Here is a 20797-nt window from a genome sequence, read left to right as displayed (position 1 = left end):
AAAAAAACCCTAATCACTAAAATTATACCTAATATTTTTTCTAGCAGAACTTATATCTTTTAAACGTTCACAAACCTTTTCAAAGACTTGTTTAGGCAAGATATTTGAAGCATTAATTTGTAAAAATTTATCGTCTTTTAATTTAATCGAAAAAGAAGGCTCTTGAAATTCTGGCCCATCAATTTCTCTAGCAATTTTTATATAATAACCGATTATATGACTGTTGTAATAATCACTTTTACTAATCATTTTCTTAGCTATTTTATTAATCTGCATGTCAGTTTTAGCAGTATAAGTAACCGTAAGGGCAATACCTAGCATAAGACGCTGTCTATGACTAAAAGGAATATCTGAAGATAATATAAATTCCGAAACAAAATTTGCTCTAAGCGTTTTATCAATATTTTTATTATATTGTGCTAGCATTATAGCGAGTTCAATAATAATAACAGTCGTGGCATCGGCATTAATTAAAAGATATTGTACTGCTTCAATATATTTTTCAATTTTACATATATTTCTATCAAATTTTACTAATCTCTTCACCCTCTCATAAATAATATCTTTTTCTGTTTCATGAGACGGCAACGAGTCAAATCTTACTCCTTCTTTTAAACCGTAATTTGAGATAATAATTTTTTCCGGTGAAAATACCTTAATCATTGCTTTTATTACTAAAACTGCATTATAATTTATGACTTTCTGCTCGTAATAACTCAGCTTTAATTTATCGATTTGCGATAATTTCTCTAAATATAACTCAAACTCTACACGATTTATTTCAAAATTATGTAAATTTTTAAGGGGATAATTTATAGACTCCATGTATATACGGCTCATTAGACGTAATGCACCGCCAATTAAATATAAATTAGGATAATGTGCAGTTCCAAATTCTTCCTCTAGCATTTTAGTAATAAGCCCGACATCACCAAAATTGCTACTAACAATAATTTTTGTACCAAGCGGCAATGATTTTAATTTACCGACTTTTTTATTTCCAATCTGTGCAAGCTCAAGACTTCCACCTCCAAGATCAGCTACAATACCGAAAGCATCACTAATACCGGAAATTAATCCGGCAGCAGTTAAATAAGCTTCACGTTCACCTGAGATAATTTCAATATCAATATTGAATCTCTTTTTAATTATAGCTTTGAATTCATCTGCTTTAGGATGCCCCCTAAGTATAGCTGTTGCAACACATCTAATATTAGTAACGGACAGTTTGGTAAAAATATGAATAAGATATTGTAGAGATAAATATGTTTGATGTTTTACGTCTAAATTATCTAAATTAAGTAAATTTGTAAGATAATTTCTAAATTTATAATTAAAAATTTCCGGCGCTCCAAGCTCATCACTTTCATAAACTACAGCTCTTAAAGCATTTGAACCGATATCAATAATAGCTGAACGCATTTTACTCATTATTTTCCGGAACAGTTATTGTTTCGGTCTCTTCAGAAGCCTCATTATTATTTGCCCTAGGGTCAAAAGGTACTTGAGTAGGTACAAAAGTCGGCGGTAATAATCTACTAGTAAAAAACTTATCTTCGTAATACTTAATTTTACGAGATTTTATAGGCGGAAAGGATTCTATTAAAACAATTTGCTCATCTCTCGGTAACTGTATTACTTCTTGAGGTAAAAGTAAAGCTCTTTGAACCTGAGAAACGTTTTGAGTTCTAGTAGAAATATTAAGATCAAAAAATAAAGGTTTACTAAATGATCTTTGTTCTACCGTCTTATTACCGACAAGCTGTGATATTAAATTTGCCGTTTCATAGTTATTAGCGGCAAAAGTAATACGATATGTTGCATTAGATAAGAAAGAATTCATTCCTGCATCTTCATATGTTCCTTTTAACTGCTGTGTATCTTGAATAATTAAAAATAAACGAACTCTATAACCTCTAAAATAAGCTATACCGGCTTTAAAAGTATCCATCTTCCCGAGCGTCGGGAACTCGTCAAGTAAGAACATTACTCCATACGGCTCTTCCTTTAAATCCGGCATTTTGCGGCTTAAAAATTCTGTCGCCTGCTGATAAAACACCTGCATTAATTTTTGTAAACGCTGTATATTATCGGGTGTTAACCCTACATATACGGTTGTTTTTACTTTTTTAAATTCTTGTATATTGAAATCAGAAGATGCTGTAGCTGAATCAATAAGTGGATTTGCCCATAATTCAAGCGATGAGTTCATTGTAGATATTACGCCGGAACGCTCTTTATCGGCTTTTTGCAAAAATGCAGCAATATTCATATATGCAACAGGATGTATTACACCACCAAGCGTATCGAGTACGACCGCTAGATTATAAACTACGTCGTCACTCCTCATAGTACGCACTACTTCACCGAAAGATTTAGTTTTAGTAGGATCGGCTATTAAATATAGAGTTACGCCTAAAAATAAGCTTCGTGCCTCATTATTCCAAAAATCCTTTTCCGGCATTATAAGATTTGAAATTTTTTGAACGTCATCAACCATTTGCCCAGGCTTAGTACTAACCCAATCAATCGGATTATAACAATGAGTAATACCATCAGGATTAGAAGGCTCCCATACAAAAACTTTCTGCCCTTGCTTCTCACGCCAACCACTTGTCAACCCGTGATTTTCGAGCTTTATGTCATGCACTACTACCGAATCACTCCAAAATAACAAGTTAGGTATCACAAACCCTACACCTTTACCTGAACCGGTAGGAGCAAATAATAAAGCATGCTGGAACCCGTCTGCAACAAAATATCCACCGGCATCAACACCGATCAGCATACCTTTCTTAGATCTAAGACCTGCAGCCTCTATATCTGACGGATTAGCCCAGCTTGCATCTCCATATACTTTTTCATCTTGTTTGAAAAATTGTAATGATTTTATTCTTTCAAAATTTTTAATGTAAAATATTATAACAATAATAGCTGGACTGAGAAGAGAGGCAAGTAGCTTCAATTTTAAATAATTATAGTCGGCAATTTTTAACTGCCCCCAAACGTTAATAAGCCAGTAAGCCCACTTATAAGCAATATTTATAGCATTTATATTTACACCTAAAGCTCCAACCTCATTAGTAAAAATTGCAACAAATGCACCACTTATCCAAATGGTACAAAAAATAACAACCGGATGAATTATAGCATGACCGAATATATTTCTAGTAACTTTAAGTATCTTATGCCATTCCATGAATTGATATTCCTAGTTTATGCTTATATATTAGTTTTTGCGTGGAGTCATTTTTACGTCATTACGAGCAACTAAAAGGAGCGTGGCAATCTCAGGATTGTGTCCTGAGATTGCTTCGTCAATTACTTCGTAATTTCCTCGCAATAACGTTTTTAAATCATCCCCTCAGCGTTCTTGTTCTTCTTATAATATACTTCCGAAACATATCTTTTCCCGCCGCTACCGCGTTTTAACTGCACAACGATATCTACAACGGTTAAAATATACTTCTTTACTTCTTCAGGCGGCATACCAAGATCTGCTTGCATAACCATAAGCTTTAACTGCTCAATAGCCATAGCAGGACTATCAGCATGCAGTGTTGATATTGAACCGGGATGGCCTGTATTAATAGCACGCAAAAAACTAAAAGCTTCCTTACCTCGAAGCTCACCTACTATAATCCTATCTGGTCTTAAACGCAAACAGGCCTCTATTAAATCTTGAGTAGTAACATTTGCACGCCCCTGTCCTCCTTTGGAAGCCAGTAAATGCACTCTGTTAGGATGGCTTGATAGCACAACCTCACGAGCATCTTCTACAGTAATTAATCTTTCTATTGCAGGTATTTCAGTGAGTGCCGCATTAGTAAAAGTAGTTTTACCGGTTGAAGTACCGCCGCTAATTATGATATTTTTCTTTGAAACAACTGCATGTCTAATAAATTCTTTAATCTTTTTTTCAGCTAAGAAATTATTTAAAATTACTGCATCTTCATCTATTAAACTCTCTGTTGCAGTATCATCAAATGCCCCCATTTTAGCATATTCATCTAAAGTTAGATTCATACCGCTAGGCTTTCTTATAGCATAAATGATTTGTCCTATCTCACAAGCAGGAGGAAATACTATTTGAATACGGTAGCCATTCGGCAAAGTTGCCGAAAGAAGCGGTTTTTCTTCTGAAATCATCTGTTCGGTAGATTGAGCTACTAAACTCCCTAATGCAAGTAGATGTTCGCTATCCAGTTCCGGTATTTGCTTAGAATATATATCGCCTTTTTTTTCAACCCATACTTCTCCGGGCTTATTAACCATAATTTCGTTAATACCGTCTTCAGCAAATAAATTTTTAAAAGGAAGTAAAAACGTCTCTAAGGCTGCAAATTCTTCACTCATTTCACTACCTTCGATTTTAATAAAACGGATTTTGGGAATTTATAATCCTTATTAACGTATATTCTAACCGACGTACCTTGATTAACCGTTGTCGTCGGCTTAAACTGCTGCTGAGTTATCATATTTTTTACAACATTCGTTACATCCGTAAAAGCTTGAGTAGAAGCTTGTTGTGCTTGCGTCGGAGTTGATGCTATAGAGGTAGTAGTAAGCAAACTTGAAGCTGCCGTATTAACTGCCTGTACTAAGGTTTGAAGTCTCTGCTCAGCAGTATTCGCTGAAGAAGCAGTTTGTGCGGTTGTACATGCTTGAGTCATAGTAGTATAAGCAGTCGAAGTTTTATCGGTAATAGCAGCAAGTATATTAGTACAAATTGTAACTATCCTAGTATTTGCATCCATAGCGGTATTAGACGCAATAGTTTGAGCAGTATTTAATAATTGTTTTGCCGTAGCACTATTGGTAGCCGCTGCCTGAGAAGCTATAGGAGGCGGCACTAACTTATCAAGGACTTTAGCAAGCCCTATATTAAAGCCGGATTGTAATACGGCATTTGCAAATTGTTCTTTATATTTATTATCAACTCTTCCTTGTAATCCCGGTCTACCTAAATTATCAACTGCAGGTGAGTCGAATTCTATAGTATAACCGTTAGTTAAATCGATTCTATCCCATATTATAGAAACTCTACCGTAACTATCTGAAGAAGTTGAGGTTGCATATTTACCGAATATTTTTGATCCTTTCGGTATCAATATAACTTTATCTTTCTCAGAAAATACGTCTCTACTAATAATGGCTCTTATTTCACCGCCGAGATCACTATTTATTGCCGTTTCAAGAACTGCATCAATTAATTTACCGCGTCCGAGAACCAAAGACATATCACCGCGATCTTTAAAGGTTGCTTCTGCCGTAATCTGTTCCGGTGTTTTTTTAGGCTCTACACCACCAATTAACACTATCGCTGATTTTCTTTTTGCTTCACGACGTTGCTTCTCTGCATCACTCTCAACTAACGTTCCTGAAGTCGAAGGCAACGAAACCGACGGCAATGGAAGTGTTTTATCTTTATTCTCTTCTACAGGAGTAGTAGGAGGTAAGACCGGTGGAACTTTTACTACCGGAGGAGGAGGCGGTGGAGGAGCAGTGGGCATCTCAAGCTTAGGCGGATCAGGTAACTTTGGAATCTCCGGAATATTATCATCAACCTCCGTAACAGGTTTTACAATATTACTTGGCATCTGAGTCTCCAGTACTTCTTCTTTTTCAGTACCGAAAAAAAGAGTATAAAAAATATATATAAAAATACCACAAATTACGACTACTATCGCAATACTCTTATTAAAGCTAACCGAAACTTTTGATAATTCTCTTTGTACTTCAGGAAAATCTGCTCCTGATAAAGAATCGGTATTATGATTGTTATTTTGCTCTTCAGCCATATCTAAATTATATTAGTTAAAGTATTTTTATTGTCATTGTTGCGTGGATTGGTTTTCCGTCATTGCGAGGAACCGCAGAGCAATTGTAAGTCCGCAATCTCAGGAGTTTGTATTATTTCATGAGATTGCCACGCAGCCTACGGCTGCTCGCAATGACGTATCTACACAGAAATGACATCGATTAAAATCTTACCATGTAATTACTATTTTTCTTAGGGTAGTAAAATTTAATTACATATACTAAATCCCTTTCGTTACCCATCATAAGTTCCGTAGAAGCGATATCAAATTCATATATTCTTTTATTAGTGATAATAGTCATATTTGTACGAATATCTTTTTCAAGAGGCTTAATAAATAATCTATTTGCCAAAGGAGTTATTTTCCAAGCATAAGCATCCCCAAGAATTATATTTTGGATTTCTTCGTTTTTAGCAAATTCTATATGCGATTGAAAGCCAAAATGCAAAACTAATAAATAAACTTCATTTGGATTATATATATAAGTTTTTATCCTATTATCTTTAGTTATAGATAAATCATCTACATAATTATTACTACTATTACATGGATCATCTACAAGTGGACATTCTCGTTGTACTGTAAAACCGCTTAATAATATAAAAACTAAAAAATAAAATCTAACTATTGTCATCGTCTACCCTATATCCGTTCACTTGAAACCCTACAGGATTTACATCAAGTTCTGAATCTGTTAATTGCATAGGCACATAAGCATAACTTACTACCGCTATTTTATTATAAACTAATTGGTTTCCTGATGTTTCATTTACGGAAAATCTAACTATATATTTATCTGCTGCGATTTTTGACCATGATTTTATTACTAAAAATGTAGTATTCTCTTCTTTATATTTTAAAGTAGGATCAAAATCTTTATTTCTTATATAGCCAAGATAATTGTAATAAACACTGCTTGTTGAAAATAATCTTATTGTCGTACGAGCTATCGTTGCAAAATCAACCGGATTATATGTTTCCCGTGCCGTTATGTATTTCTTTATAAAATACCTTGTAAGAGACTCATCCGCCGTTAACACTGGTGATGAAATAGGTTCTACCACCGAGGCACGTCCGGTACTACTATTAAGCTGAATAACAAAAGGCTCAAACTGTTTAGATTTTACTACAAAGGCTATTACTAAAGTTGCTATAACCATAAAAACAGTTAGTAGTATTATTAATATGATAAGTAAGTTACGTTGAACAAGTAACTTATCAGATCGCTCTTCATACCAATTCTGAGTAATTTTTAAAGGATTAGCCGATTTAATACTTTCTTGTGTTTGTGCATCTCCTGAACCGACTTGCGAGTTATTCCTTGATTTAAAGAAGCCAAATATATTATTCATATCAAAGGTATTTTTATTATTACATTTTTATTGTGTAAAACTATTACTTTTATACTATATTTACTGAATTAACAGGTCTTCTTATACAAGGATTTACGCTTACACTCGAGCCATCATCTATATCAGCAGAAACACACGGGCTTTTAATTTCATAAGGAGCTGAAGGGGTACATGACAACAATTGAGCAAGCATAATTAATACTAATAGAAGCTTTAATGATTTTAACATTCTAATTATACATTATTAAATTATCTTGTTACTATTTTAAAATTACCTTACTATACAATAGTTCACAAGCATTTTTTGAAAAAATCTATTTATAAATATAAAAAAATATTAAAAAGATTGTAAACTATTATACTCTGAAGTAAATAAAGAGTAGTTATACGAAGTTCAGCTTAGAAGAAGAACGTATACTTAATACGTGGCTACCTGCGGACTTATAAGACATTGTCGCCAATTTTTCAAGTAGGACGAGTATAACATAATAACTACCATCAATAATTGTTATTGTATAATTTTAATTTATAATTTATTTATTTTAATTTTAAAGTTAAATATTTGGTATTGTAGCAACAATATAAACTTATTTTATAGCTTAAATAACATTAAATTAACAAATCATAATCATATTATAATAATTATGATAGAGTTTTAAAACAGAATAAAATTAGATATTAATCTAGTAATTATGGACCCATTAACCAACGCAATACAAGAATATATAAAATCCGGTGAATATTTTATTGATGCAAGAAAAATGGTATAATTTTAAGTATATCTTACCATTAAGTCATAGAAGTCTTCTGCTTTTAATATGCACGATTTTTACCTTATTATTAACCTTAATTTGTATAAATATCAATATATTGCTACCTATAAACAAAAAAGTAAGTTATTTAATAAAAGATGATGCTGCAAAACAAGCTGCCGTTACTAATACTAAACATTCAACATTAACAAATCCTTATATCTCTATTGCAAATATTATGCTTCAGAATTATGTAAAGCAACGAGAAGAATACAATTACGATATATTAAAAGAACAATTTACCTTTATCAAAAATGCTTCTACGAGTATTGTTTATATGCAATTTGCTAATTTTATGAATATTGATAACCCATTATCACCGGTCATAAGATATCAAAAACTATATAGACGCTCAATTAATATATTATCAATTAACAATATAAACGATAACGAGGCAGTTGTTACTTTTGAATCATTGGCAAAAAATAGTACGGATGCAATTTTAGAAAATATGGTATGGGAAGCAAGAATCGGATTTATAATGGATTCTATCAGTACAAATACATCACCTGATATGCCGTTCAATTTTACCGTTACTAGTTACAAGCTAAAGTTATTAAGGAATAAAAATCAGAAATAATATGAAGCAACTAATAATATTTTGTACTTTTATAATACTTACATTAGATGTATTTGCTCTTACTATATCACGACCTCTAGGTCGAGACCCACGTCTAAGAGTTATGACTTATAACCCTGACGATGTTTTCAAATTCACAGGATATTACGGCTATCAAGCAAGTATAGAACTAGCAAGAGACGAGGAAATAGTAAGTATTTCTATGGGAGATACTACTTCATGGCAAATAGTACCTGCCGGTCATAGGATTTTTATTAAACCGATGGAACCGGATGCTACTACTAATATGACTTTAATTACTAATAAACGGACGTACTTCTTTGAACTATATGCCGCCGAAACTCTTGATATGCGTGATCCTGAAATGGTCTTTAACGTAAAGTTTCTTTATCCGGATGACGAAAATGACAATATGAGCGGTCATATGCAAACTTTTTCTACTGCCATAGCAAGTCCCGACCTGACTCATCCTGAAAAATATAACTTTAATTACTATATTAGCGGCAGCGAAGAAATAGCTCCTATTAAAATTTTTGATGACGGTGAGTTTACTTATCTGCAATTTAGAGATAAAAACGCTGAAATTTCCGGTATTTTTGCTGTAGATGATTCACTTCGAGAATCTTTAGTAAATTATCGCCTTGCTCAAGATAATCCTAATATGGTGATCCTTGAACAGGTTTTTCCTAAGCTCGCTATACGTAAGGGCAAAAAAGTCACATGCGTATTTAATCAGTCTTTCAAAGCGTATTAATTTCTACCAACGTCATTGCGGCAATGACGATGAAACTGATTCACGTAACAATGCTTTTCTTACAATAACAATATAATTATGCATCATTTAATATATTTCTTTGCCTTGATTTTACTAACTAGCGGCTTATTTATAATGCTTACAAGTCGTAATTATATTCATAAAATTATCGGGCTTGGAATCTTTCAAAGTTCGGTGTTAGTATTTTATTTAAGTATCGGAAAAATTAAAATAGGCGGTGTACCTATTTTCCAAGAGGGCGTCACTACTTACACTAGCCCTTTGCCTCATGTATTAATGCTAACTGCTATAGTAGTTGGGTTTGCTACTCTTAGCGTAGCTTTAAGTTTAATATATCAAATTTATAAACATTTTGGTACAATATCAGAAAATAAAATTAATTTTGATAAATGATTCTAGCTAACCATGTCCCTATCATACAAATATTATTCCCTTTATTTGGGGCTTTACTCTCAATAATATCTTTTCGCTTTATTACCTTTGCACGAATAATTACTACGATTTGTATTTTATCTAGCCTTTTGGTCAGTGTTTATGGGTATAGCATTATACAAAATACGGAGCTATCTTACACCATGGGAGGATGGACTTCAAAAATAGGAATAGAATATCGGCTAAATGCACTAAACCAAGCTATTATTATTTATCTTAACTTGGTTTTATTATTCTTCTTAGTTTTTTGTCATAAGATTACTAATCAAACTATCTTAAAATATATAAACCATAATAGAAAATCTTTATTTTACGGTATATTATTATTCGCTCATACGGGCTATTTAGGGATGATTGCTACTCACGATTTTTTTAATCTATATATATTTATAGAGATTTCGGCACTTAGTAGCTATGTCCTGATAGCCTCAGGTAATAATCCAAAATCTTTAATCGGAGCTTTTGATTATTTGATAATAGGTAGTATCGGTGCAACTCTTATTCTTATATCTATAGGATTTTTGCTAAGCATTACGGGTAGTTTGAATATGGCAGAAATTGCAGCGTATTTACAAGAACATACTAATTCCCGTATAATTACTATAGCTATCGGTTTTTTCTTAATAGGTGCTATTTTAAAAACAGCTTTTTTCCCTATGCATTTTTGGATGATGAGAGCTTATAATAACACGGCTTCAGTTATTTTAGTATATTTAGCAGGGATTTCTACTATAATAGGAATATATATAATATATAAATTTACTTATATTATTATAGGCTATGAGACAATTAAAACGGCTATTACAAATTTTATAAAACCTATCGCTTTAGCTACTCTTATTATAGCCCCGTATTTTGCTTACCAAACAAAAGATTTCAAGAATATTATAATTTATTCATGTTGCACTCAAATAGGTTACGTATTTTTATTATACGTAACCGAAAACGGTATAATAGTTTTACCAAGTTTATTACTTGCGGATAGTATAAATAAAATAGCTCTTTTCTTGATAGAGGCTTATAATGAAAGCTATAAAAGAGAGCCTAACAAAGTTTTAATAATAATTGCTATTATGTGCAGCTGTGGCTTACCTATCAGTCCATTATTTTTTATCAAAGTAAATATTCTTGAATTATTATTAACACAAAATCTACTATTAGATTTTATTATAATTTTACTTAGCTCCGTAGGATCGTTATTTTACCATTATAAAATGGTACTATTGTCATTCCCGCGAAAGCGGGAATCCAGTAATTAAAAAATATAAACACAGTAAGTTTTTAAAACTAAAAGCACGATTTATCTCGCTTTTTCTGGATTCCCACTTTTAGCTAGGCATGACATAGAAAGCCATACAGGTAATGCTCTAACCATACTATCAAAAAAAGTCAAAAAAAGTATAACAGCTTATCATGATTACACAATTTACTACTCCGAGTCTTTTGATTCTATCAACTTTGCTAGTTGGTGCATTAAACTTAACTAGCCCGTATGCCACTCAAAAAGATAGCTTTATACGTAATTTTTTACTTATTACTATCGCTATTTTTTTCTTCGGTAATATTTTAATTATAGACTGGTTGTTTTTAAAAGGTATTAGAGCAGGATTTGAATTTAATATATTCAGTAATTACTCTATAGGATTCCATCTTGAACCTTTAGGGCTTATTTTCTTAAGCTTAATAGGCTTTTTATGGATTTGTGCTTTACTTTACACTCCCAAATATCTTGCTATTAATAATATAGACTATTCTTCTAGATTCTTATTTTTCTTTAACTTAACTATTATAATCGGTGTTTTAATTGCTTTATCCAGCAACTTATTCACGATGTTTATTTGCTATGAGCTTTTAACTATTTCTACAGCTTTTTTAATAGGACATACCAAAAATAATATAGTACTTAGAGGGTTATATAAATATCTAAAAATTCTGATGATTTCTGCCACAATATTATTTTTACCGGCAGTAATAATTATTTATACTAAAACCGGTAACGGAGATTTTGCAAGTGGGAGTTTAGTAGAAAATTATTTTTCCAAAAACCAGTCAATTATTTTATTGTTAATGTTTATTTGCGGTATTGCTAAAACTGCAATTTTTCCGGTGCATTCATGGCTTCCTGCTGCAATGGTTGCACATTACCCCATTAGTAGTTTGCTGCATGCCGTAATAGTGGTTAAAACCGGATTATTTTGTATTTACAAAATCCTATTATATATATTCGGTTTATCATATTTACAAATGATATTTGCCGAGTTTAACTGGTTAATTTTTATACCGATAGTAAGCATATTTTATAGCTCAATCAAAGCCCTAGACACGGATAATATCAAAAAAATACTCGCCTACTCCACTATGAACCAATTAAGCCTTGCATTGCTTAGTGCTTTCATGTTAACACCTAAGGCACTTGGAGCCGCAATACTCCATTTAGTTTCACATTCTTTTACAAAAATCTGCTTATTTTATAGTATGGGAAGTATTTACAGTTTAAAGAAAACCGATCAAGTACAGAATTTACATGGTACATCCAAAGAATTTCCTTTAATTTCTTGTATTATATCTATCTCTTCATTATCATTAATCGGTATACCTATCTTTAGCGGATTTATTAGCAAATTCTCAATATTACTTGCCGCAAGCGAACAGAATCAAATCATTGTTATGATTGTCGTAATAGCTAGTAGTATATTCTCAAGCCTTTACCTGCTCAAAATATTAAGCTCTATTTATAAACCTTCTTTAGTAGAATCTAGCGTAACAAAACCACTCCCCTACTCTATACAAATTAGTATAATAATGTGCTGCTGTGCCGTAACTCTTTTCTATTTTATTCAAATCTTAATCAGAGAATTTTTAGCTTATATTACATAAACATATTTACATAATCTACACATAATCATATAATATGTATACCTTTGATACTTCAAAAGTTGGAAGTCAAATAAGCAGTGCGCCTACACAGCGTACAATAGTACTTGAACACAGGCGAATCCCGAAATTTGATGTACCAAATCTTGAAGTATCAAAGGTATACATATGGTAATTATTTTTGAGTATAAATATGACACAAATTATTAGAGCAACAGAATTTGTACGATCTTTTTCAGATATTATGAATAGAGTTTACTATAAAGGCGAAAGCTTTGACGTTCAAAAAGGTAATCATATCGTAGCAAGGATTACACCTGCAGAAATCAAGCCTTCTGTAGCAGTAAGAGACTTAGAGGAAGCTTTTAAAAATGGTCCACATCTTGATCCTGAAGATGCTGATCAATTCATGAAAAATCTCGAAGAAATAAGACGCAATACTAAACAAGATATTAAAAAATTGGTTGAAAGATGGGATTAATTATTGATACTGCTATAATCATAGCTTTAGCAAGAGGAAAGGTAAGTACTAAGCAATGGTCACATTACGGTCAGACTTATATTAGCCCTATTGTGTTAACTGAACTATTAATAGGAGTAGATAGAGTCAAGAATGAGAATAAACGTATAAAATGTTTAGCTTTTATAGAATACGTAAAAAGTCTGTTTACTATATTACCTTTCGGTATTGAAGAAGTATATACATATGCACGTATTACTCATGATTTATACACACAACGTATAACTATAGGAACTCATGATATGCTTATTGCAGCAACGGCTATTACAAAAGGTTTTCCGATATTAACTCTAAATGTAAAAGACTTTAAAAGAATCCAGGGACTAGAGGTTTTAACAGTTTCTTCTAAGGATTAAAATGTTTATTCAAAATACCAAGTGTACATTGCCGCTTACTAATTTTGAGCTTATGTTTGATTTTCACCCACAAAATCAGCTAATAGCTCTAGCATTTCTAATTGTTACTACTATCTTAAATCTTTATACAATTTCCCAAAATAGAAAATTAGAATGCTTAATCGGTAGTTTATACTGTTTATCCTCTATTATATGCGTATTTGCAGCTGATTTTATTGCCATGATAATCTCGCTTGAATTCATGACGATTTTTGCCTGCATAATTATTTTTTGTGACCAATTAAAGATAAAACCGGCACGTCAATATTTCCTCACTCATTTATTCAGCAGCGGACTAATCTTAATCGGTATAACTCTTCTAATCCAAACAACAAGTAATACGACTTTTACTTCTTTAACGGAATCAGTAAATAATTTTGAGTTACCAGCAGTATTCATACTTGCAGGTTGTTTAATTAATGCCTCGGCTATTTTTGTAAACGGCTGGGTGGTTCATTGCTATCCTATAGCTTCAAGTAGCGGTATTGTATATTTAATTAGTTTTACTACTAAAGTTATTTTAATTATCATTTTAAAATTATTTAGCGGTCTTGAGATATTAAAGTTTTTTGGGATATCAATGATCATTTACGGATTAGTATTTTCTCTAATTGAAAAAAAACTTAAACGATTAATATGTTATCTTACCATATCACAGCTTGGTTTTATTTTAACGGCTATTAGCATAAACTCTCCAAATATAGCTTATCTTATTACAAGCTTTATATTCATACATATATTATATAACGGATTATTTGCTTTATATTTCGCTTATATAGAAGATGAATATGATATTAAAAATTACCAAGATCTTCAGAATACTCAAATTAATTTTATTTTATTAAGCGGATTTGTTATTAGTATATTGATCTATACATCTATACTGCCTATTAGTTCTTCTTATATTAAAGATGAAATAGCTAATATTTTAAACGAGAATAGTGTAATGCTATTTTCCAAGATAGCGACTTGTACCGTATTATTTGGGTTGTTGATGGAGAGTTCTACGCCATTCCTGTCTCTCTTTATGTCATTCCTACGAAAGCAGGAATCCAGTAAAAACCTTAAAAATAAAAGCTTTATAATATTTCTGGATTCCCGCTTTCGCGGGAATGACATCAGAACTATAACCTACCTCTCTTTCTGCATCATAACTTTATGCATATGTTTATTCTACCCTATTCAAATATCACATACTGCTAACTTTAAGCTAGTAATCCTTGCAATCTCACTGTTATTGGCTTTAATATTTAGAAAAATACCACGCATTTCGACAGAAAACATAAACCTTGACCTATACCAATATATTGAAAAATTTATATATTTCAGTATCGATAAATATAAAGAAACGGCAGACAATAACGAAGATGCGGCAGAATATCTTAATTTTAAGGTTATTTGGGATAATATTTTAAGTAAAATATCTGCTTGGCATAATCAGCAAACTGCTATATTGATTGTATTATTCCTATTAATTAGTTTGATTTTAACACTACAATAATTCGATGTCATTGTTGTATAGATACCAAAATCGTCATTGCGCGAAGAAACTGTAAGTTTCAACGAAGCAATCTAGTAAACAATTCTGATTACAGAATTTTTTATTATTTTACTAGATTGCCGCGTCGCCTACGGCTCCTCACAATGACGACTTTAGGCATAACAACACAAAAAAATAAAAAACATGAAACCACCAATAACAGACAAACAAAATTACAGCTTTGAAGTTCACGAAGCAACAATAAACGATGATTATCACTGGCTGCGTGATCCTAAGTGGCCAAATGTAGAAGACTCTAAAATTTTAGATTATTTAAAAGCTGAGAATCAATATACCGAAAATTTCTTTGCTGATCTGCAAAATGATAAGGAAAAGATTTTTGAAGAATTAAAAGGACGGGTTAAATTAGACGATGAATCGGTTTATGTTAAGAACAAAGATTATTACTATTACCATAGAGTAGAGGAGAATAAAAATTATCCGATATATTGCAGAAAGCATAATAATATGGATTCAGCGGAAGAAGTAATATTAGATGTCAACCTTCTTGCTCCAAATAGCGGTTTTACTGATGTTGCTACAGTTGCAATGTCACCTGATCACAATTTAATGGCTTATAGTGTTAATTTTACAGGTAATGAACAATACAATATCAAAATATACAACCTTAAAGAACAAAAATACTTACCTGATGAATTAGGCAATGTACAGCTAAATCTCGATCGCTTCAGACAAGATGAATTTCAGGAAAAGCCTGCGGAACGTACAAATGTACGTGAGCATAGGCGAATGCCGCAAAATTCGCTTGTATCAAGCGATCGAGATTTAGCTGTAGCTCCTACTATAATTTGGCATGAACACTTAAACGGCTTTTTCTATATTACTATTAATGAGAATCAACGCTGGAATAAGGTAATGTTTCACCGTCTAGGTGAAGAGGTCACTCAGGATAAATTAATATTCAAGGTAAAAAACCCTCTTCATTTTATCAGCTGCAAGAAATCAGCAAGTCATGAATATATTTTTATAAATTCAGGCGATCATAATGAAAATGAAATTTACGTAATTTCTATGCAGGATGACAGTTTTACGCCTAAATTAGTACGAGCTGCAGAAAACAAAATATTCTATGAAATAGAATATAATGGCGATTATTTTTATATTAAAACTAATTATAAAGCTAAAAATTTCCATGTTATAAAACTGCCGGTAAATAATTTTGAAAATACTAGCTGGGATGATTGGGATGATATTTATATTAAGGAAGAACAAGACAAATATTTAAAAAGCTTTAATGTTACAAATAATTATTTAATCTTAAACTATCGTGACCAAGGTTTACCGCTCATTAAAATAAAGCGGTTTAAAGATTTACAAGAAAACACAATTCATTTTCCCGACGAAAGTTTCCAAGCAAGTAGTTTTTCTACAAACTTTGAGGAAGACGATATCAGAATAGATTACTCTTCTCTAGCAAGACCCAATACCACTTATAGCTACGATTTTAATAGCGATAAATTAACGATATTAAAGAGCCACGAAATACCTTCAGGCTTTAACCCGGAGGAGTATAAAGTAGAGAGAATATTTGCAGATAATGAAGATGTAAAAGTACCTATAACCTTGTTTTATAAAAAATCTTTATTTAAAAAAGACGGTTCAAATCCTTTATATCTAATGGGTTACGGTGCTTATGGCATCGCTATGCCCGTCAATTTTAGAAATACAGCAGTGACACTTGCCGATCGCGGTTTTATTTACGCAGTTGCTCATATTAGAGGTGGCGATGATCTAGGTCATGATTGGTATGAAGCTGCTAAGTTTTTAACCAAAAAAAGAACATTTGAAGACTTCATAGCCTGTAGTAGAACTTTAATTAACGAGCAATATACAAGTAACAACAACATAGTAATAATGGGCGGTAGTGCCGGCGGTATGTTAATCGGTTACATACTCAACGAAAAACCGGAAATCTATAGAGCAGCAATCGCGCATGTACCGTTTGTTGATGTTTTGAGTACCATGCTTGACGAAAGCTTACCGTTAACTCTCTTGGAATATAATGAGTGGGGTAATCCGAAAGAGAAAGAATATTTTGAATATATTAAATCATATTCCCCTTATGATAACGTAAAAGCACAAAACTACCCTGCTCTATTCGTTACTTGCGGTATATCCGACCCACGTGTAGGTTACTGGGAACCTGCTAAATGGGTAGCAAAATTACGAGCACTAAAAATGGACAACAATCCCTTATTATTAAAAACAAATATGGATACGGGACATAAAGGTTCTGCTGGTCGTTTTGATTATCTGAAAGAAATAGCTGACGAATTAGTATTTATTTTTAAGGTGTTTGATGTTGAGGTTTAGTTAGCAGATTTATTGCAGGAATGACATACAACACCTCTACTGAATACAAAAACAATGCATAAAAATTATCTAGAACAATTACAAAAATTACCGATTACTTTAATTTTACTAATTAGCTTAATTTGCTGTATTGGTTTCATTGTGCTTTATTCTGCAGCAAATAGCAATTTGCAGCCCTGGGCTTACAAACAAATTATAAATTTTTGTATATTCTTGCCTTTAGCTATTATTATTGCATTAATTGATTTACGCATAATATTTAGGTTATCGTGTATCTTTTATTTGTGCGTACTCGCTTTACTAGTAGCCGTGGAGCTTTTCGGCTCAACTGCCATGGGCGGTAAAAGATGGATTGATATCGGTATAGTTAAGCTTCAACCTTCTGAACCGATAAAAATCGCCGTTGTACTAATGCTTGCTAGATATTTCCATTCACTAACAATTGATGATCTTACAAAATTTCATAAAGTTATTATACCGATTATAGGAGTTTTCATACCGGCTTTTCTAATAATTAGAGAACCAGATTTAGGTACGGGAATGATTGTTTTAATTGTTGCGGCAATTATATTTTTTGCGGCAGGTTTTAGAATAAAATATTTTATAATACTAGGTCTTGCTGCTCTTATTAGCCTACCTATCGCTTGGAATATGATGTATGATTATCAAAAAAAACGGGTAATGGTTTTTTTAGATCCCGAACATGATCCGCTCGGTGCTAGTTATAATATTATTCAGTCTAAAATCGCTATAGGTTCAGGTAGCCTATTTGGACGCGGTTTAAATCAAGGTAGCCAAAGCCATTTGGATTTTCTTCCCGAACATCAAACTGACTTTATCTTTGCTACCTTCGCTGAAGAGTTCGGCTTTATAGGAGGAATATTTTTACTAATATTATATTTTGCACTTATAACTATTTCTTTATTAATTGCCGCAAATTGCCGAGAGATTTTTAGTAAATTAATGGTAATAGGTATTACCTCAATCTTATTTAGTCACGTATTTATTAATATAGCTATGGTTATGGGCTTGCTTCCCGTAGTAGGCGTACCGCTACCGTTTATTTCTTACGGCGGAACAATGATCGCATCCATGCTAATCGGCTTTGGGCTTGTGATGAATGCTCAGGTACACGGACATACCACTTTAAACTAGTGCAATTATATTGACAAAATGGATAACATAAATTAATAATAAGTTGCACTTCACTTTCTGATTTTCCCTATTGACTTTTATATAAAACAGTATAGATTTCTTTACAATTTAATTTTTTATAAAGAATTTATGCTCGGCTATGAGAAAGCACCAACAAGTTTAAATAGAGAACAAAAACAAGCATGAGGTATTTTGTCTATTGGAACTTTTCCTGAATATTTTGATTTATATTTATATGTACATATGGCAGTGCCTCTCAGCGAGCTTTTCCTCAAGCTGATCCTCAGACTGCTCTAATCTATGAAGCAGCTGCATTATGTTCAACATATATATTTAGACCGATAGGAGCATTAATCTTTGGTTGGCTTGGTGATAATATAGGAAGAAAATCAACTATAATAATAACTACTTTGCTTATTACTATAGCTTGTTTTATTATGGTAAATCTTCAACTTATGATAAAACAGGAATTGTAGCTACATGGATTACGATAGCATGCCGTATGGCACAAGGCATGTCCTCAATGGGAAAAGTAATAGGAGCAGATGTATATTTAACTGAATTTATTAAACCACCTGTACAATATCCAACTGTAGCAACTTTAGATAGTTTTTGTATATTAGGTGGTTTTGGAGCATTATGCTTAGCTTCTTTAGTTACTTCATTTGGTTTTAGTTGGCGTATAGCTTTTTTAATCGGTGCTGGAATCACTATAGTGGAATCATCGGGAGAACTGCGCTTAGAGAGACACCGGAGTTTGTGTATGCTAAACGATATTTAAGAAAAACTTTAGAACAAGTTAATATTGATCCTAAGAAGATAAAAGTAATATTAAAACTATTATAGCGTTTTTTTATTAGATTGTACAGGTCCTGTAGCATTTTATGTATAATATATTTATTGTACTAATATATTAAAAAATACTTTTAATTATAGCCCTGCAGAAATTATTCATCAGAATTTATTTGTAGCACAGTTTAATTATTGTTGTTTTATTTCATGTGCCTCTATATACACAGCAATTTTTACAAAACTCATTAAACTTTCCTCATTTTTTCAGGTGATTTAGCACCTAAAGTTTGTAAATTATGCATTCTGTCAAAGAACTTTATTAATACTATATCATATCTTTTTTGTCTAACTAGCAAATTCAGACTTTCCTCACTACTTATTTTTCCGTAAGGTTTTATTCTAGTTAAACTCTCTACGTGCTTTGCTACTTCCGGTCCAAAAATTGTAGTGATTACTTCTTCAGTCAGTGCTGTATCTTCAATAGTGTCATGCAGTAAAGCAGCTTGCAGCATAATAGCATTATAAAGCTTAGGAGCTTCTTCGTCTACAAACTCTACGAGCATAATCGCTACTTCAATCGGGTGAGAATAATAAGGATCGCCTAATTGACGTATTTGTAAGCCGTGATACTTGCGAGCGTAATAGATACCTTTTTTCACTTCTTGTATATCAACAGGATTTTTTACTTTAGCGTTTAAATATTCGATGTTGTCTAATAGTTTTTTAGCGTAAACGCAAGTTTCAAACTTTTCTTTCCAAGAGCTTAAATCTTCCATAAAAGTCATTTCTTATTTTTATTAATAATAGTTGATTACAATTAAAACAAAAATTAAAAAATTGTAATAATAAATGGCTTTTTAATCCTAAAGAAGCATAATAATTTTAACCTTTTGGTATTTAAGCAACTTCATTATGTTTTATTAGTGCTGTTATTGCTTATCCCGTATAAAGCTTATCTGCCAAAAACTTTCTTCTTTATATTATCTTCTTCTAAAAAATATATCACTTTTTTCATTCAATATATAATCACGGTTTGTATATAAAGATTCAATAAATAAAATAGAGTCCTTTAAAGCTAGTTGCACAGCTATATTGTCCTGATCATGTCTTTCTATAGCTTTAGAAAGCCCAAATTCTTTAACTACATTACCTAATTCTTTTATATTAGCTCGAAATCTAGTAGAATCAGAATTTGATATAGGTGTTTTTGAAAGATTTATTATTTCGTTTCTACGTTCTTGTGTTTTAATAATAACTATTTTCTTTAAGTTATCGTCTAAATCTTCTATTCCAATTTTATTGCGAATAATATCGTTTATACTAATTACTTTATTTCCATGCTTTCTCTCATGCCTTGCTGCTACTATACTGCAAGCCAAATCTGTTAATATATCTATCTAAGAAACTTTGCGTT

The 20797-nt window shown here is 32.0% G+C and carries 20 protein-coding genes and 2 pseudogenes; 13 read left to right on the top strand and 9 right to left on the bottom strand.

The window, feature by feature from the left end:
- Positions 1-9: 9 nt before the first annotated feature.
- The 7 genes from RJP_RS02130 to RJP_RS02100 all read right to left on the bottom strand — a co-directional run bounded on the left by RJP_RS02130 (position 10) and on the right by RJP_RS02100 (position 7403).
- Positions 10-1422 carry a Ppx/GppA phosphatase family protein gene (locus tag RJP_RS02130; RefSeq protein WP_014014095.1) on the bottom strand — a complete coding sequence of 471 codons (1413 nt, stop codon included), beginning with the start codon at positions 1420-1422 and terminating at the stop codon, positions 10-12.
- A 1-nt stretch (position 1423) separates the two neighbouring features.
- Positions 1424-3199, bottom strand: a complete 1776-nt coding sequence (locus tag RJP_RS02125; protein WP_014014094.1) for a type IV secretory system conjugative DNA transfer family protein — start codon at positions 3197-3199, stop codon at positions 1424-1426.
- Positions 3200-3351: 152 nt separating this feature from the next.
- Positions 3352-4356 carry a P-type DNA transfer ATPase VirB11 gene (virB11, locus tag RJP_RS02120; protein ID WP_014120655.1) on the bottom strand — a complete coding sequence of 335 codons (1005 nt, stop codon included), beginning with the start codon at positions 4354-4356 and terminating at the stop codon, positions 3352-3354.
- A complete protein-coding gene (locus tag RJP_RS02115; protein ID WP_014120654.1) occupies positions 4353-5801 on the bottom strand; it encodes a TraB/TrbI/VirB10 family type IV secretion system protein in 1449 nt (482 codons plus the stop codon). The genes virB11 and RJP_RS02115 overlap by 4 nt, the downstream gene beginning before the upstream one ends.
- A gap of 181 nt (positions 5802-5982) precedes the next feature.
- Positions 5983-6456: a TrbG/VirB9 family P-type conjugative transfer protein gene (locus RJP_RS02110; protein ID WP_014120653.1), complete on the bottom strand. Its 474-nt coding sequence runs from the start codon at positions 6454-6456 to the stop codon at positions 5983-5985.
- A complete protein-coding gene (locus RJP_RS02105) occupies positions 6443-7174 on the bottom strand; it encodes a VirB8 family type IV secretion system protein (RefSeq protein ID WP_014120652.1) in 732 nt (243 codons plus the stop codon). Before RJP_RS02105 ends, RJP_RS02110 begins: the two co-directional genes overlap by 14 nt.
- A 49-nt stretch (positions 7175-7223) precedes the next feature.
- The gene (locus tag RJP_RS02100; RefSeq protein WP_010977041.1) at positions 7224-7403 is read right to left on the bottom strand and encodes a DUF2706 domain-containing protein; all 180 of its coding nucleotides are present in this window, start codon (positions 7401-7403) and stop codon (positions 7224-7226) included.
- A gap of 463 nt (positions 7404-7866) precedes the next feature.
- Between RJP_RS02100 and RJP_RS02095 the strand changes: the two are divergent.
- The 13 genes and pseudogenes from RJP_RS02095 to RJP_RS10280 all read left to right on the top strand — a co-directional run bounded on the left by RJP_RS02095 (position 7867) and on the right by RJP_RS10280 (position 19372).
- Positions 7867-8566, top strand: a pseudogene (locus tag RJP_RS02095) (VirB8 family type IV secretion system protein).
- 1 nt (position 8567) lies between these two features.
- Entirely contained in the window at positions 8568-9320 is a 753-nt protein-coding gene (gene virB9, locus RJP_RS02090) for a P-type conjugative transfer protein VirB9 (RefSeq protein WP_014120650.1), read from the top strand.
- Between the two features lie 78 nt (positions 9321-9398).
- The gene (locus tag RJP_RS02085) at positions 9399-9734 is read left to right on the top strand and encodes a Na+/H+ antiporter subunit C (protein ID WP_014120649.1); all 336 of its coding nucleotides are present in this window, start codon (positions 9399-9401) and stop codon (positions 9732-9734) included.
- Entirely contained in the window at positions 9731-11032 is a 1302-nt protein-coding gene (locus tag RJP_RS02080; RefSeq protein WP_014120648.1) for a proton-conducting transporter transmembrane domain-containing protein, read from the top strand. Before RJP_RS02085 ends, RJP_RS02080 begins: the two co-directional genes overlap by 4 nt.
- 154 nt (positions 11033-11186) lie before the next feature.
- Positions 11187-12650 carry a proton-conducting transporter transmembrane domain-containing protein gene (locus RJP_RS02075; RefSeq protein WP_014120647.1) on the top strand — a complete coding sequence of 488 codons (1464 nt, stop codon included), beginning with the start codon at positions 11187-11189 and terminating at the stop codon, positions 12648-12650.
- A gap of 37 nt (positions 12651-12687) precedes the next feature.
- Positions 12688-12813, top strand: a pseudogene (locus tag RJP_RS07560) (palindromic element RPE5 domain-containing protein); the annotation flags it as partial.
- 27 nt (positions 12814-12840) lie between these two features.
- Positions 12841-13128 (top strand): type II toxin-antitoxin system antitoxin VapB, encoded by a 288-nt coding sequence (gene vapB / locus RJP_RS02070; protein WP_014014083.1) that lies wholly within the window; start codon positions 12841-12843, stop codon positions 13126-13128.
- Positions 13119-13523 carry a ribonuclease VapC gene (vapC, locus tag RJP_RS02065; RefSeq protein ID WP_014014082.1) on the top strand — a complete coding sequence of 135 codons (405 nt, stop codon included), beginning with the start codon at positions 13119-13121 and terminating at the stop codon, positions 13521-13523. The genes vapB and vapC overlap by 10 nt, the downstream gene beginning before the upstream one ends.
- Before the next feature lies 1 nt (position 13524).
- The gene (locus RJP_RS02060) at positions 13525-15063 is read left to right on the top strand and encodes a proton-conducting transporter transmembrane domain-containing protein (protein WP_014120645.1); all 1539 of its coding nucleotides are present in this window, start codon (positions 13525-13527) and stop codon (positions 15061-15063) included.
- Positions 15064-15246: 183 nt separating this feature from the next.
- On the top strand, positions 15247-17436 hold the full coding sequence (locus RJP_RS02055) for a prolyl oligopeptidase family serine peptidase (protein ID WP_014120644.1): 2190 nt from the start codon (positions 15247-15249) through the stop codon (positions 17434-17436).
- A gap of 54 nt (positions 17437-17490) precedes the next feature.
- A complete protein-coding gene (gene rodA, locus RJP_RS02050; protein WP_014120643.1) occupies positions 17491-18591 on the top strand; it encodes a rod shape-determining protein RodA in 1101 nt (366 codons plus the stop codon).
- Between the two features lie 227 nt (positions 18592-18818).
- A complete protein-coding gene (locus RJP_RS11255) occupies positions 18819-19067 on the top strand; it encodes an MFS transporter (RefSeq protein ID WP_332844260.1) in 249 nt (82 codons plus the stop codon).
- On the top strand, positions 19019-19372 hold the full coding sequence (locus RJP_RS10280) for an MFS transporter (protein WP_225981191.1): 354 nt from the start codon (positions 19019-19021) through the stop codon (positions 19370-19372). Before RJP_RS11255 ends, RJP_RS10280 begins: the two co-directional genes overlap by 49 nt.
- A 256-nt stretch (positions 19373-19628) precedes the next feature.
- Here the strand turns inward: RJP_RS10280 and RJP_RS02040 are convergent, their stop codons facing one another.
- Together RJP_RS02040 and RJP_RS02035 are read right to left on the bottom strand one after the other, a co-directional pair.
- Positions 19629-20159, bottom strand: a complete 531-nt coding sequence (locus RJP_RS02040; protein WP_024704487.1) for an HD domain-containing protein — start codon at positions 20157-20159, stop codon at positions 19629-19631.
- 204 nt (positions 20160-20363) lie between these two features.
- Positions 20364-20762, bottom strand: coding sequence for a hypothetical protein (locus RJP_RS02035; protein WP_014120642.1), 399 nt, complete (start codon positions 20760-20762; stop codon positions 20364-20366).
- Between the last annotated feature and the right edge of the window lie 35 nt (positions 20763-20797).

Source organism: Rickettsia japonica YH, from assembly GCF_000283595.1.
Lineage (GTDB): Bacteria > Pseudomonadota > Alphaproteobacteria > Rickettsiales > Rickettsiaceae > Rickettsia > Rickettsia rickettsii.
Note: the sequence above shows the minus strand (reverse complement) of the source record. Positions and strands in the feature narration are given on the sequence as shown.

Bases quoted from the DNA above. Each gene is read 5' to 3' on its own strand.
- RJP_RS02075 (WP_014120647.1), top strand. From the start codon at position 11,187: ATGATTACACAATTTACTACTCCGAGTCTTTTGATTCTATCAACTTTG.
- RJP_RS02085 (WP_014120649.1), top strand. From the start codon at position 9,399: ATGCATCATTTAATATATTTCTTTGCCTTGATTTTACTAACTAGCGGC.
- vapC (WP_014014082.1), top strand. From the start codon at position 13,119: ATGGGATTAATTATTGATACTGCTATAATCATAGCTTTAGCAAGAGGA.
- RJP_RS02040 (WP_024704487.1), bottom strand. From the start codon at position 20,159: ATGGAAGATTTAAGCTCTTGGAAAGAAAAGTTTGAAACTTGCGTTTAC.
- RJP_RS02130 (WP_014014095.1), bottom strand. From the start codon at position 1,422: ATGCGTTCAGCTATTATTGATATCGGTTCAAATGCTTTAAGAGCTGTA.
- RJP_RS02100 (WP_010977041.1), bottom strand. From the start codon at position 7,403: ATGTTAAAATCATTAAAGCTTCTATTAGTATTAATTATGCTTGCTCAA.
- RJP_RS02080 (WP_014120648.1), top strand. From the start codon at position 9,731: ATGATTCTAGCTAACCATGTCCCTATCATACAAATATTATTCCCTTTA.
- RJP_RS02060 (WP_014120645.1), top strand. From the start codon at position 13,525: ATGTTTATTCAAAATACCAAGTGTACATTGCCGCTTACTAATTTTGAG.
- RJP_RS02055 (WP_014120644.1), top strand. From the start codon at position 15,247: ATGAAACCACCAATAACAGACAAACAAAATTACAGCTTTGAAGTTCAC.
- virB11 (WP_014120655.1), bottom strand. From the start codon at position 4,356: ATGAGTGAAGAATTTGCAGCCTTAGAGACGTTTTTACTTCCTTTTAAA.
- RJP_RS02110 (WP_014120653.1), bottom strand. From the start codon at position 6,456: ATGACAATAGTTAGATTTTATTTTTTAGTTTTTATATTATTAAGCGGT.
- RJP_RS02125 (WP_014014094.1), bottom strand. From the start codon at position 3,199: ATGGAATGGCATAAGATACTTAAAGTTACTAGAAATATATTCGGTCAT.
- RJP_RS02105 (WP_014120652.1), bottom strand. From the start codon at position 7,174: ATGAATAATATATTTGGCTTCTTTAAATCAAGGAATAACTCGCAAGTC.
- virB9 (WP_014120650.1), top strand. From the start codon at position 8,568: ATGAAGCAACTAATAATATTTTGTACTTTTATAATACTTACATTAGAT.
- rodA (WP_014120643.1), top strand. From the start codon at position 17,491: ATGCATAAAAATTATCTAGAACAATTACAAAAATTACCGATTACTTTA.
- vapB (WP_014014083.1), top strand. From the start codon at position 12,841: ATGACACAAATTATTAGAGCAACAGAATTTGTACGATCTTTTTCAGAT.
- RJP_RS02115 (WP_014120654.1), bottom strand. From the start codon at position 5,801: ATGGCTGAAGAGCAAAATAACAATCATAATACCGATTCTTTATCAGGA.